Raw genomic sequence first — 13,120 nt, 5'->3', positions numbered from 1 at the left:
TCAAGAAGCTGTATATGGAATAAATTCAACCACTTCCAAATCGAAACCTGAAATAGCTGAAAACTTAACAGGTGGATTCAATAGGCGCATTTTTGTCACGCCTAAATCACGCAAGATCTGAGAGCCTGTGCCCACTGTCAAATACGCCCCCGTTCCTGTCTGCGAAGGTGCTGGCTTGTTCACAAAAAATCCTGCCAAGCGTTCTTCCAAGTCAACAGCCGGGCCACCTAAAACTACTAAGGCGCCAGCGCCTTCTTCATTGATTCGCTCTAACGAATGCTGCATAGACCAACTCTGCGATCCTGGCACTTTAACACCTAAACTATCACGCAGGATATCAGGAGACTGAACCCGAATAACCGGCGCATCCACCTTTGATAAATCACCTCTTACAAACGCCATGTGAACATGACCTTGCAAGGTATCTTTATAAGTAATCAGATCAAATGTGCCATGCTCGGTCTCAACCTGATTCTCTTCTTGCTTAACAACGGTCTGCTCATTCAACGCCCGATAGTGAATCATGTCGGCGATTGTGCCAATCTTCAAATCATGCTCTTTTGCGAAGACTTCAAGATCAGGACGACGAGCCATAGTACCGTCTTCATTCATAATTTCGACTATAACTGAAGCCGCCTCAAAACCTGCCATACGAGCCAGATCGCAACCTGCTTCAGTATGCCCTGCTCGGCTTAATACACCACCAGGCTGCGCCACAATTGGAAACACATGGCCAGGCTGAACAATTTCACTTGGCTTAGTGTTACGTCCTACAGCTGTACGAATAGTGTGCGCACGATCAGCCGCTGAAATACCTGTTGTCACACCCGAAGCCGCTTCAATAGACACAGTAAAGTTAGTTGAAAACTGAGCATTGTTTGCGTGAGCCATCGGCGGTAAGCCGAAGAAGTCTGCCCGCTCTGCCGACATCGTCATACAGATCAAGCCTCTCGCATGTGTCGCCATAAAGTTAATATCTTCCGGACGAACCTGTTCAGCCGCAATCACTAGATCGCCCTCGTTCTCACGATCTTCATCATCCATCAATATAACCATTTTGCCTTGACGGATATCTTCAACTAATTCTTCTACGGTGTTGAGCTCCATTGAGCCTCCCCAGTGTTATTCATCTTAAAAGGCAGCGATATCGAAGGTGAAACGCTGCCTATTATTTAATACAGTGTAAAAGGTTTATCTTAAAAAACCATTTTGTGCCAGAAAGGCCTTATCCAAGTTGCCTTCCGTTTTCTGTTCAGTGACATCAGAAGAGCCTACCTGTAATAGGCGCTCAGCATAACGAGCCATCAAATCAACCTCTATATGAACTGATTGGCCAACCTGATAAGCGTCGATAGTCGTTTCGCCTGCCGTGTGTGGCACAATATTCAGCGAAAAGCCTTCTGCTAACAGCCCGGTTACCGTGAGGCTAACCCCATCAACCGTTACCGAGCCTTTGTTTGCAATATAGCGGCGAATTTCTTCTGGACTACGAATATCAAAACGAATCGAGCGTCCATCCTGCTTTCTGGCAAGCACTTGACCCACACCATCAACATGACCACTTACCAAATGGCCACCTAAACGTGTCGATAAAGTCAGCGCTTTCTCTAAATTAACCTTCGTACCCGCTTGAAACTCTTTGAGATTAGTATGCACCAAGGACTCTGCCGATACGTCTGCAGTAAACCCTTTTGAGTTCAAAGTTACTACCGTTAAGCATACGCCATTTACCGCAATACTATCGCCTAGCTTTACGTCCGACAGATCCAAATTGCCTGTCGAAATAGTTAAAACAAGGTCTCGCCCTTTTGATTCTGATCGCTCGATCACACCAAGCGCTTCAATAATTCCTGTAAACATCGCTTATCCAATCCTTTACGCTAGCGAGAGCCTGACACTTCAGCCGGCATATAAATCATTCGAATGTCCTGACCAACCAGCCTCAAGTCTTTTAAGTCCAGATCAATACTCTCAGACATTTTATCTAAACCAAGTTCAGCAAGCGGTCGAGCTTTACTTCCTAATAATTTTGGCGCCATGTAAACCAAGAGTTCGTCCCACAAACCCTGTTCAATAATGCTTCCCGCTAACAAGGCTCCAGCCTCTAGTAACACCTCATTGCACTGAAGCTCAGCTAATTTGGACATCACTTCTTGCAGCTCACTATGCGCATCATTTGAACTTGATGCAGAAGACAAGCGAAGCACATCAACAAAACCAAGCTGAGACACCTCCTGCGCTTCCTGGCTTAGCTCACTGGCCTCTGAAACACACCACAATATAGGCGTTTCCTGTTCTAATAGTCGAGCAGTCTTAGGCAAGCGAGCCTGACGATCAAGAATGACACGCAAAGGCTGAATTTTTTCAATTTCTCGGGACCATTCAGGATCAAGACCCAGTTCACTAGCTCTAACCGTTAGGGCTGCATCATCATGAAGAATGGTACCAATGCCACTAATAATAGCAGAGCTTCGGGCACGCAAACGCTGTACGTCAGAACGTGCAGCCGGGCCAGTTATCCACTGACTTTCCCCGGACTCCATGGCGGTACGACCATCAACACTGGTCGCCATTTTAATCCGAAGATAAGGCAAACCAGTTTCCATTCGCTTAATAAAGCCTTGATTAAGTGCCCGCGCCTCAGCTTCCATCAAGCCATAGCGTACTTTTATTCCCGCATCCTCCAGAAGTTTAAAGCCTCGACCTGACACCTCAGGATTCGGATCCAGCATCGCAGCAACCACCTCAGATACTTGAGCATCAATTAAGGCTTTAGCACAGGGAGGTGTTCGACCAAAGTGGCTGCAGGGTTCCAAAGTAACGTAAGCTGTCGAACCTTGCGCGAGTCCTCCCGCTTCAGCGAGGGCGTTTACCTCTGCATGCCCTGTTCCGGCCTTCTTATGCCAACCACGCCCCACAATTTGACCGCCCCTCACCAAGACACAACCTACCCGTGGGTTTGGCTGGGTTGTATACACCCCTTTATTGGCCAAGCGCAAAGCTTCAGCCATATAGTGAGCGTCATCTATTGAGAAAGCACTAAGCGTCATTTTTGGTATTCTCAGAACGAGCTAGCCGATCAACTTCTTCCTTAAATTCATTGATATCCTGGAAACTACGATAGACAGAGGCAAAACGAACATAAGCCACCTCATCCAGGCGACGCAGCTCTTTCATCACTTCTTCACCAATAGCAATCGCTTTTAGCTCTCTCTCGCCTGTTGCTCTCAATCGGGCCTTAATGTTATTGATCGCGCTTTCAATCGCCTCAATACTGACGGGGCGCTTTTCCAAAGCCTTGGTGAAGCCTCTGTTGAGCTTGTCCTCATCAAAAGGTTGACGAGTGCCATCCTGCTTAACCACTCTCGGCATCACCAGCTCAGCAGTTTCAAAGGTAGTAAAGCGTTCTTTACAAGACAGGCATTCACGGCGACGGCGAACCTGGCCGCCATCGGCAACCAGTCGAGAGTCGATAACTTTTGTATCCGTCGCACTACAGAAAGGACAATGCATCAAAAAACCTTTTGATTCAGAAGAAAGGCCAATTCAGAGCAGCAAGCCAACTAAACCACTAACAGCTGGCAGGCCAAAGGTGCAGAAATGAGGAAACGCCTCATCACCGCACCGGGTTAACTATTTATGCGTATACTGGGAAGCGAGCACAAAGGTCGATAACGTCCTTCTTAACACTTTCAATAGCAGTCGTATCTTCAGCATCTTTAACCAAAGCGTCAATTACGTCACACATCCAGCCCGCTAGTTGCTGACACTCGGCAGCCTTAAAGCCACGACGGGTTACCGCTGGCGTACCGATACGCAAGCCACTGGTCACAAAAGGTGAGCGTGGGTCGTTAGGTACTGCATTTTTATTCACTGTAATATTCGCTTTGCCTAGTGCAGCGTCAGCATCTTTACCCGTGATATCTTTGCTGATCAAATCTAGCAGGAACAAGTGATCGTCAGTGCCATTTGATACCACATCAAAGCCACGCTCCTGGAAAACTGCAACCATCGCCTTGGCATTCTCAACAACTTGAGACTGGTAAGACTTGTACTCATCTGACATAGCTTCTTTAAAGCACACCGCTTTAGCAGCTATTACATGCATCAAAGGGCCGCCCTGGCTTTCAGGGAATACAGCAAAGTTTAATTTCTTCTCTAGCGCTTCATTTGCCTTCGCCAGAATGATACCGCCACGGGGACCACCCAAGGTTTTGTGAGTAGTAGACGTTACTACATCAGCGATGCCAACTGGGCTAGGATAAACACCCGCCGCAACCAAACCGGCAATATGCGCCATGTCTACGAATAAGAATGCACCGACTTCATCAGCAATATCACGAAAACGCTGCCAATCAACAATACGAGAGTAGGCAGAAAAACCTGCAACAATCATCTTTGGCTTATGTTCACGAGCAAGCGCTTCAACCTGATCGTAGTCGATTTCACCCGTTTGCTCATTCAAACCGTACTGCACGGCGTTATAGATACGACCGGAAAAGCTTACTGACGCACCATGCGTCAAGTGACCGCCGTGAGCCAAGCTCATTCCCAATACCGTATCGCCGGGAGAGCAAAGCGCCATATAAACAGCAGCATTGGCTTGCGAACCTGAATGAGGTTGAACGTTTGCGTAGTCAGCACCAAACAACTCTTTAGCACGATCAATCGCTAGCTGCTCAACCACGTCAACATGCTCACAACCACCGTAGTAACGCTTACCCGGATAGCCTTCAGCATACTTATTCGTTAATGCAGAACCTTGAGCCTCCATCACTCGAGGGCTGGTGTAGTTTTCTGATGCAATCAGTTCAATGTGTTCTTCTTGACGCGTTGCTTCAGCAGTAATTGCATTTGCTATTTCATCATCAAAGCCAGCTATAGTCATATCACGAGTAAACATTCATCGCCTCTATCATTCAGGAAAAAATAAGCCTCAAAACGGTCATTCCCTAGTCATTCTTCAACTCTTGTAATGAGCCATATAGAGTGAACAGAATTTGATCGTTCAAAAAAGCGCCATTTTATACGATTATTGTGTGAACTTCATCAATCATTTTTGTCGAAAATAATGTAACACAAACACTAAGCTGACTAAGCCAACAGCGCCCGCAACAACAAAGGTAGAAAAATACCCCAACATGCCAGCCAAGAGACCTCCCAGAGCCGCCGCCAAACCAGAGACCAAGACTTGAATACTGGCCTGAACGGTAAAGTCTGCACCTTCATGTCCGGAACGACATTGCGCCATCATCAGCGAGAAAAGGGCTACTGTAGACATGCCGTCGACTGCTTGCTCGAATATACTTAGACCATAGACCCCAAGAATCCCAACCCAGTGCAGGTCCACTAGCGTATAGAGAGCAATTCCCACAGCCTGGGCCAAGCCAGCAATAAGCATCATATTCTTTGCCCCCAGACGAAGGTATAAATACCCGCCTAAAGCAGCCCCCAGCAAACCCGCAATAGAAGACCATAAAGTGATCGTTGCCAAGTCCCCTAGCGAGAAGCCACTATCGATCAGCAAGGGCTTGATCATTACCGAGCCTAAGGAGTCTGCCAGTTTATAGGTGATTAACACCAATACCCAAGCAAGCATATTTGAACGCTTAAAAAAGCCCTTATAGACAGTTAGAGGCAATGCCCTAGCCATGCCTTTATCAGCAACACCTGCATCAAAGTTATTGGTCACCTTTGGGTAAACAGGGATAGCTCCAGTGAAGATTGGCAACATTAGTAGAACTAACAACAAGGCCATAAGCTGCATACTCAGACTCCAACCAAAGTGGTCTATCCCTAGTAACAAGCCGCTACCACTTAAAATCATTCCCAACTTAAAACCTGTTACCTGGACACTGTTTCCGATTCCCCTGAAACGCTCTGCTAGAACTTTCACAGCCAAACCGTCGGTTGCAATATCCTGAGTCGCGGCCGAGGTATTCACCAGTAGAATTCCGATGAGAAAAATAACAATCAAGGGGCCAAACAAGCTTTCATAGTTAGACATAGAAGCTAATAAGAGCAATCCGACAAGCAATAACTGCATCGCTACTATCCAGGTTCGATGCACGCCTATACGAGCCCAACCGATACGATCAACATAGGGAGCCCAAATAAACTTTAAAGCCCATGGCAAGGCAAGGAGTTTGATCAGTCCGATATATTCCAGCGACACGCCCTGGTCTCGCATAATGGCCGGAAAAGCATGAGCTAGCACTCCCGAAGGAAGGCCTTGAGAAAAGTACAGCGCAAACAGGACGGCTAGGCTGGCGACGGGCACGTTATATTCTCCTAAATCATCGATCTTGACGAGCAGCTCTTGCCATCAGCGTACTGACAAAGAAGCTCAAATGCGGGCAAAACTATCATCCAAGCGACCTACTTCACAAGCCCATATTTTTGTCTAAATCGTCATTTTTGCTTCACAAAACTGTCACACCCAAAAGCTAGCCTGAGCTCCAAATAAGGTGAGATGCAAAACAGTAAACATTTCGAAACTTTATCGATGCCAGTTAGGAGACACACTATGCAAGCACATGAATCTCAGAACCCGAGCACTTTTGAGCAAGAAAATTCTCTGGAAGCCATCCATGTAGACTTTATGGATATCGCTCACGAACTTCATCAAAAGCAAAGCGAATCAAAGAAAAAAGATCGTGCAAAGCGCCGCTCCCAAGCAAGAAGAGCAATTGAAGATCATCAGGAGAAAAAGCGTTTAGAGGCAGAGCTTAAAGAGTGGTGGGACGATTTATAACGTTCGTTTTGGCCCAATAGCTAGGCGCTACAGGATTACCAAGTCGCCCTCGTTACCTTGGTCCTCAACTGGTCGACGGCCTTCAGTTAAATAAAGAGCATCGTTGTGGAAGTCTACGTATAGGTGGCAGTCCATCACGCTATCGGTTATTTCACTGCTAATGGAAAAGTGACGAACAATCTCTTCACCATCGCAGTGAAAGTGTTTCATATCTGACTTACTCATCACCTCGGGCAAACCGATAGCCAACCGACAATTATGCTGCACCAAGCTATTTTTTATTCTACCTAGAAAACGGTTGGCCAATTCACAATTCCAATCTTCTTGAAAACTTGGGTCACCAATTCTATCTACATCAACTATCGGCATAGTTTACGCTAATAGTAAACGCGGTGTTTTTAATAGCAAAGAAATTGTCAGGTCTTCAGAGCCTGCCGTAATATACGAAGCCATCACTTCTCGGGAATATGAACTTCTATCCGTTACTTCTATTTGACAGCCCAAGCTTTCAAACTGCTTAACACAAGCTGCATCAAATATTTCGGTAATCAGCGCTTTTGCTTGTTCGCTCATAATTCATCTAAACCCAATTTGGCTAGTTGCACCCAAAAAACAAAAGCATACCAAGACTATCCATTTGTTCAGTGTAACCAAAGCATAGCGACTTTCCTATTATTTGCATACTGACGTGAACTTGAAGACATTTCTACTATACTTCTTTAATGCCATCGCACCACGTCACCATATTTCGGAAGTTTGAATGACGTCTCCCAAAAAACTGACTATTGGGCTATTTTTTCTCTGCACTCTACCTTTTTTACCTAATATGCTAGGAATTGACTTTGGCGCTGCGCCGACAAAAGTCGATATAGTGACAACACAAAGCTCGATGCTGGAAGCGCTGCAGGGAGCTATCCTACATACCATTCTCGAATGGAGCGCAATTTCTATTGCCTGTATCGGCGCTATCTTTGCGTTTGTTCATTACTACTATCATCGTAATATTACACTCCCTATCATGGGGCTTGCATTGCTCTCGGCAGCATCGATCGACATTTTTCATACCTTGGCATCAGCAAGAGTGATCGATGCTCAAGCCCAGAACACTGATTTTATTCCTTTTACCTGGGCGCTTTCCCGCCTTTTCAATGCTTCAATCATGACCGTCGGGGCGGCACTAAGCTTATGGGCTTTGCATCACAGCAATAACCCCCCCTGTACAAGCATCTAAAGCTACTTCCTTTAGCGATAGTTTTTTTGTTGGTTCGGCCTTCGTAAGTGTTTATCTAGCCTCGGTGAGCGAAAACCTACCGCAAACCACTTTCCCTGGCGAATTGATAAGCCGCCCCTATGACATCCTTCCACTAGCGACATACTTATTAGCCGCCACATTGTTCTGGACCTGGTTTCAGAAAGAACGCGACCCCGTCAGCCTGGCGTTTTTATTAAGCTGCATTCCAGAGTGCCTAACCCAACTGCATGTGGCATTCGGCTCTACGCAACTTTTCGATAACCATTTCAATATCGCTCATATACTGAAAATTGTTGCTTACCTTTCTATGCTAGCAGGCATAACTCGCAGCCTAATTTTCAACACCGCCACCTCATCAACAGATAGCGGCCCCCGCGAAACACCCCCTCTTACACATCAACATATCAGAACTTCAAAAACTGAACGTGCGAAGCGCCCTATAAGTCTACTAATCCCCTCAGTTACATTCTCTTTAACACTCATTGTCGGCACCATCATCAGTATTTCTGTGTATCTGGATCATATCGCCCAAATAAAGAAAAAGAACCTACAGGAGCTTGAGCACGAAGCTGAGATGCTTGAGTCGAGCTATCAATCCATATTTCAAAGAAGTGCCCAAGACTTAGTTTCCCTGGGCAAGCACTATGCCATTCAAGCCTATGTGCAAGGAGGCATCACTGAGTCTGAGCCAGTCAATCGCACTCTCGAACACTACTTGCTTTTAAATCCAGGCGTAGTAAATATCAAGCTAGTCGCCAAAAGACCGGACAGTGTAATTGGCTGGGAAGTTCTTTATACAAGCCACAAGGCTGACAGCAAGAGCGGAGAGGAAAGCTCAGACACCTTTCTAACAAGAGACCTAGCTACACTGAAGCAAAGTGGCAAGTTAAAATCGGGGGAGATTTACTTTTCTGATATCTACCTAAGTCCAGATCTAGTTGAGCTGGAAACAGAAAAGGTCTTTTCAAGCGTTTCAAACGCGTTATTCAAGGTTCTGGACGATACAGCCAGCTATGTATTAATCGCAACGCTTAAGCCAATGGCTATTATCTCTGGTTTGCCTCGCTACAATAGCAATAGACAGTTCTATATCAGTGACGCTGAAGGTGAATATCTTTATCAGGAAAGCTCTTCAGATAATAGTTCATCATCACATGATAAAAACTTACTTAGAGATTTCCCCGAGCTCACTCAGCACTTTCAGTCAGGCACCAACAAGCTGACGTTTACGCAGTTAAAAGACAGTACCAATACTAAATACTCTGCGTATTACAAAGTATTAAAAGGTGGTGCGACTTATGGCAGCCCACAACTCCATATTCTACTATCATCCTCACATCAACAGCTTGCATTAGCTCTGGAAGGAACTCGCAACAAAAGCCTGCTTATAGGTTTATCGCTAGCTTTAGTTGCCTTAACGGCTGCCATTTTAATCTCTCGCAGAATTACCCGCCCTCTCTCGAGATTGACTGAAACACTCGAACGCTATGAGCAAACAGGCGAAATTGACTACCTACCCGTGAACGAGAATAACGAAGTAGGTATTTTTGCCAGAAGCTTTCATAAAGCCCTACAGAATATTGACGCCTCAATAAATGAACTAAATGAGCAGAAATATGCCTTGGACCAGGCTTCCATTGTCTCTATCACAAATATAAGAGGAGACATCACTTATGTGAATGACAAATTCGTCGAAGTAAGCGGATACGAGCGTGAAGAGCTGCTAGGCCAAAATCATCGAATTCTTAACTCTGGCTATCATGACAAAGCCTTCTTCGGCCAACTTTATAAAACAGCTGCTAAAGGCAGCGTATGGCGAGGCGAAGTCTACAACAAAGATAAACATGGTCAGAATTACTGGATTAGCAGCACTGTCATTGCCATTAAAGATATGAACGGCAAACCACAAAGTTATGTTGCCATTAGCTCGAACATTACTGGGAAAAAAGCAGCCGAAAGCGAACTCATTACTGCAAAAGAAAATGCTGAACAAGCTGCAATTACGAAAAGCGAATTCCTCGCAAGCATGAGCCACGAGATCAGGACACCGATGAATGGCGTTCTGGGCATGCTGGGACTTCTGCTTAACTCCAAGCTTGATACTCAACAAAGGCACCGGGCTGAAATAGCGCAAAATAGCGCACAGTCGCTACTTACACTAATCAACGACATTTTAGACTTTTCTAAAATAGAAGCAGGCAAACTAGACTTGGAGCACCTTCTATTTAACCCGAGAAAGTTAATTGGCGATCTTGCAGAGTCTCTTGCCCAGCAAGCTCAACTACAAGAGCTAGAACTGATCGTCGACTTAAGAGGGTTAACCCTGTCAAAAGCAGTAGGAGACCCCGGCAGGATCCGCCAAGTCGTTACCAATCTTGTCAACAATGCAATCAAATTCACCAGCCAAGGTGAAGTCGTTATTTCTGCTCGGCTTACGGAGCTAAACGCAAATCTGCTTCAACTAGACATCGATGTGACTGATACAGGTATAGGAATCCCGCCTGAAAAAGCCGACTCGCTGTTTGAAGCCTTTAATCAGGCTGACGCATCAACTACCAGACAGTTCGGCGGCACAGGTTTAGGACTGAGCATTGCCAAGAACCTATGCTTACTGATGGGCGGCACCATTTCCGTTAAGAGCATTCCAGGAGAAGGCAGCAATTTTTCGAGCTCAATGTTGCTGAAGACTAGCGATCAAGCTGAGTTAGTCAAACCGACAATAGATATAAGCCAACTAGAGATTCTGATCGTTGATGATAACACGACTAACCTAGAGGTACTCCGAGGTCAGCTTGACCTATGGGGAGCTAAAGCCATTGAAGCGAGCTCTGGCTCCGAAGCACTAGAACTATGCCAGCAACGATATAATGACGAAAGCAAGAGGCCTTTCGATATCGCCCTGTTAGACATGCAAATGCCAGAAATGGACGGAGCAGAGCTGGGGCGAAAACTTAGTCACGACGAACGTTTTCAGTCGATGAAACTTGTTATGATGACCTCAATGACCTATCAGGGAGGTGCACAGGAAATGGCCGATATTGGCTTCGATGCTTATTTCCCAAAACCTGCGACTACCTCTGACCTATTTGATGCGTTAAGTATTTTGGCGGATGACGGTCAAGCACTACAACAAGCTCAACCTCTGATCACCTCTGAAAGCATTAAGACCTACTCTACGAAGGATTCGAGACAAATAAAATGGCCAGAAGGTACCCGTTTATTGATCCTGGAGGATAATTATATTAACCAAATGGTAGCCCTCAGCACGTTAAAAAACATTGGCCTACACGCGGATGTCGCTGGCAATGGCCTGGAAGCAATTAGCAGTTTGATACAAACCACCGCCAATACCCCACACACTTTAATCCTTATGGATTGTCAAATGCCCGAAATGGACGGCTATGAAGCCACTCGAGCTATTCGCGATGGCAAAGCTGGACAGTTCTACACCGACATTCCGATCATTGCGATGACAGCCAATGCAATGCAAGGAGATAAAGAAAAGTGCTTGGCTGCCGGTATGAACGCCTATCTAAGCAAACCAATTTATAACGACGCACCAATTTCTACACTCATTAGTTATGTGTGTAACAACAAACCTGAATATGAAGACGCACCTATGCCTCAAGATGATACAAGCACCAAACCCAACGCTACTGCTTCAACTAGCGAGCAAGATACCCCTACCCACTGGAACCCTGACGGTCTAAGAGAGAGAATCTACAATAACGATGATTTATTCTCTGCATTGCTGAATAGCTTCCTTAGTGACAGCCCGAAGCACTCTGAAGATATTCTAAAGGCCTGTAACGAATTAGATCTAAAAGCGCTTAAAGCCATTTCACACCTTCTCAAAGGTGTCTGCGGGCAACTTTGCGCCGACAAGCTCCAAAGTCTCTGCGCTGCCATTGAACAGGTTTCTCTAAGACCTATCGAGCAAGTAGATAAGCACGAACTTGAAGGACTTCATGTAGAGTTCACAACAGAGTTAAGCTTGCTCGAACAATCATTTACTGAAGCACTCGACCAAAGTACTGCATCGACCAGCGACGAATCAGATGAAACACTCTCTAATGACGAGTTTATAAACCAACTAAACACGCTTCAAAACAAGCTTGAACAATCAGATTATATCGACCCAGACAGTTTAAGCCTCCTTAAAACAGCCTTCCCCGATAGGCAGGAAATCCAAAATTTGGTCATAAAACTCGTTGAAGAAATCAATTTATTTGACAATACGGCAGCATCAACGACACTTAAAGAGATATTGGCTCTGATTCAGACCTCATAACCAGACTGGCACCTAATAAATGGCCCCTCAAATATCGAGCGAGAAACAAGGAAAGCCAACCGTCCTCATTGTTGATGACGCGCCCGCTAACGTCCAAATTCTCGCTCTCATGTTCCGCGATCTTTATCAGGTCAAAGTCGCTACTTCTGGAGCAAAATGTCTGGAAGTCGCTCGTACAGAGCCCCAACCCGAGCTCATTCTACTTGATATCATGATGCCTGATATGGATGGCTTTGAAACCAGCAAGCACTTAAAAGAAGATGAAGAGACGGCTGGCATCCCCGTTATTTTTGTTACAGGCCTTCAAGACTCGCACGATGAAGAAAAAGGCCTTAAGCTAGGCGCCGCCGACTATATTCGTAAACCAGTGAGAGAAGCGATTGCAATCTCGCGCATCAACACACACATCACATTGAAGCAACAGCGCCAAAGGTTAGAAGAGCTTGCGCTCACCGACCAATTAACAGGCCTTTATAACCGGCATTATTTATTAGCCGTAGCTGAACAAAAAGTCGCTAGCGCCAAACGTCATGGCCATCCATTAAGCTTAATGATGGTTGATATTGACCACTTTAAACAAATTAATGATCAGCACGGCCACCCGGTTGGCGACCAGGTTTTAAGTACCTTTGGTGAATTCCTACGCACCCAATACCGAAAGGAAGATCTTGTAGCCGTGCGTTTTGGTGGCGAAGAGTTTGTGGTACTCCTGGAAAACTGCAGCCTTGATCAAGCAACGATGCGCTCGGACCAAATCCGAAAAGATGTAGAAGCACTTAAGCCAGCTGGACTCTTAGTCACAGCGAGTATCGGTGTAGCTGAA

12 protein-coding genes are annotated in these 13,120 nt (G+C 45.7%); 4 read left to right on the top strand and 8 right to left on the bottom strand.

The features are described 5' to 3' along the window. The 6 genes from ribBA to A3763_RS15180 all read right to left on the bottom strand — a co-directional run bounded on the left by ribBA (position 1) and on the right by A3763_RS15180 (position 6,280). On the bottom strand, positions 1–1,107 hold the full coding sequence (ribBA, locus tag A3763_RS15205) for a bifunctional 3,4-dihydroxy-2-butanone-4-phosphate synthase/GTP cyclohydrolase II (protein ID WP_068511373.1): 1,107 nt from the start codon (positions 1,105–1,107) through the stop codon (positions 1–3). 84 nt (positions 1,108–1,191) lie between these two features. Then, positions 1,192–1,860 carry a riboflavin synthase gene (locus tag A3763_RS15200; protein ID WP_068511372.1) on the bottom strand — a complete coding sequence of 223 codons (669 nt, stop codon included), beginning with the start codon at positions 1,858–1,860 and terminating at the stop codon, positions 1,192–1,194. 20 nt (positions 1,861–1,880) lie between these two features. Beyond that, a complete protein-coding gene (gene ribD / locus A3763_RS15195; protein ID WP_068511370.1) occupies positions 1,881–3,050 on the bottom strand; it encodes a bifunctional diaminohydroxyphosphoribosylaminopyrimidine deaminase/5-amino-6-(5-phosphoribosylamino)uracil reductase RibD in 1,170 nt (389 codons plus the stop codon). Then, positions 3,040–3,513, bottom strand: coding sequence for a transcriptional regulator NrdR (gene nrdR, locus A3763_RS15190; protein WP_068509328.1), 474 nt, complete (start codon positions 3,511–3,513; stop codon positions 3,040–3,042). The genes ribD and nrdR overlap by 11 nt, the downstream gene beginning before the upstream one ends. Positions 3,514–3,637: 124 nt before the next feature. After that, complete coding sequence (gene glyA, locus A3763_RS15185; protein ID WP_068511369.1) at positions 3,638–4,903, bottom strand: serine hydroxymethyltransferase; 1,266 nt, start codon at positions 4,901–4,903, stop codon at positions 3,638–3,640. A gap of 150 nt (positions 4,904–5,053) precedes the next feature. Further along, the gene (locus A3763_RS15180) at positions 5,054–6,280 is read right to left on the bottom strand and encodes an MFS transporter (RefSeq protein ID WP_068511367.1); all 1,227 of its coding nucleotides are present in this window, start codon (positions 6,278–6,280) and stop codon (positions 5,054–5,056) included. A gap of 246 nt (positions 6,281–6,526) precedes the next feature. Between A3763_RS15180 and A3763_RS15175 the strand changes: the two genes are divergently transcribed. After that, entirely contained in the window at positions 6,527–6,754 is a 228-nt protein-coding gene (locus tag A3763_RS15175; protein ID WP_068511365.1) for a PA3496 family putative envelope integrity protein, read from the top strand. A 27-nt stretch (positions 6,755–6,781) separates the two neighbouring features. Here the strand turns inward: A3763_RS15175 and A3763_RS15170 are convergent, their stop codons facing one another. Beyond that, a complete protein-coding gene (locus A3763_RS15170) occupies positions 6,782–7,123 on the bottom strand; it encodes a hypothetical protein (RefSeq protein WP_068511364.1) in 342 nt (113 codons plus the stop codon). Positions 7,124–7,126: 3 nt separating this feature from the next. Continuing rightward, a complete protein-coding gene (locus A3763_RS15165) occupies positions 7,127–7,327 on the bottom strand; it encodes a hypothetical protein (RefSeq protein WP_068511361.1) in 201 nt (66 codons plus the stop codon). Between the two features lie 187 nt (positions 7,328–7,514). On the opposite strand from A3763_RS15165, the gene A3763_RS15160 reads away from it, so the two are divergent. From A3763_RS15160 to A3763_RS15150, 3 genes are all read left to right on the top strand, one after another. Further along, complete coding sequence (locus tag A3763_RS15160) at positions 7,515–7,985, top strand: MASE3 domain-containing protein (protein ID WP_068632935.1); 471 nt, start codon at positions 7,515–7,517, stop codon at positions 7,983–7,985. 64 nt (positions 7,986–8,049) lie between these two features. Beyond that, entirely contained in the window at positions 8,050–12,297 is a 4,248-nt protein-coding gene (locus A3763_RS15155) for a response regulator (protein ID WP_068632932.1), read from the top strand. 19 nt (positions 12,298–12,316) lie between these two features. Then, positions 12,317–13,120 (top strand): diguanylate cyclase (locus A3763_RS15150; RefSeq protein ID WP_068760195.1); only part of this gene is annotated, 804 nt, incomplete at its 3' end.

It is taken from the genome of Oleiphilus sp. HI0128, assembly GCF_001635365.1.
Note: the sequence above shows the minus strand (reverse complement) of the source record. Positions and strands in the feature narration are given on the sequence as shown.

Coding starts and splice junctions, on each gene's coding strand:
- ribBA (WP_068511373.1), bottom strand. CDS start 1,107: ATGGAGCTCAACACCGTAGAAGAATTAGTTGAAGATATCCGTCAAGGC.
- A3763_RS15200 (WP_068511372.1), bottom strand. CDS start 1,860: ATGTTTACAGGAATTATTGAAGCGCTTGGTGTGATCGAGCGATCAGAA.
- ribD (WP_068511370.1), bottom strand. CDS start 3,050: ATGACGCTTAGTGCTTTCTCAATAGATGACGCTCACTATATGGCTGAA.
- nrdR (WP_068509328.1), bottom strand. CDS start 3,513: ATGCATTGTCCTTTCTGTAGTGCGACGGATACAAAAGTTATCGACTCT.
- glyA (WP_068511369.1), bottom strand. CDS start 4,903: ATGTTTACTCGTGATATGACTATAGCTGGCTTTGATGATGAAATAGCA.
- A3763_RS15175 (WP_068511365.1), top strand. CDS start 6,527: ATGCAAGCACATGAATCTCAGAACCCGAGCACTTTTGAGCAAGAAAAT.
- A3763_RS15170 (WP_068511364.1), bottom strand. CDS start 7,123: ATGCCGATAGTTGATGTAGATAGAATTGGTGACCCAAGTTTTCAAGAA.
- A3763_RS15165 (WP_068511361.1), bottom strand. CDS start 7,327: ATGAGCGAACAAGCAAAAGCGCTGATTACCGAAATATTTGATGCAGCT.
- A3763_RS15160 (WP_068632935.1), top strand. CDS start 7,515: ATGACGTCTCCCAAAAAACTGACTATTGGGCTATTTTTTCTCTGCACT.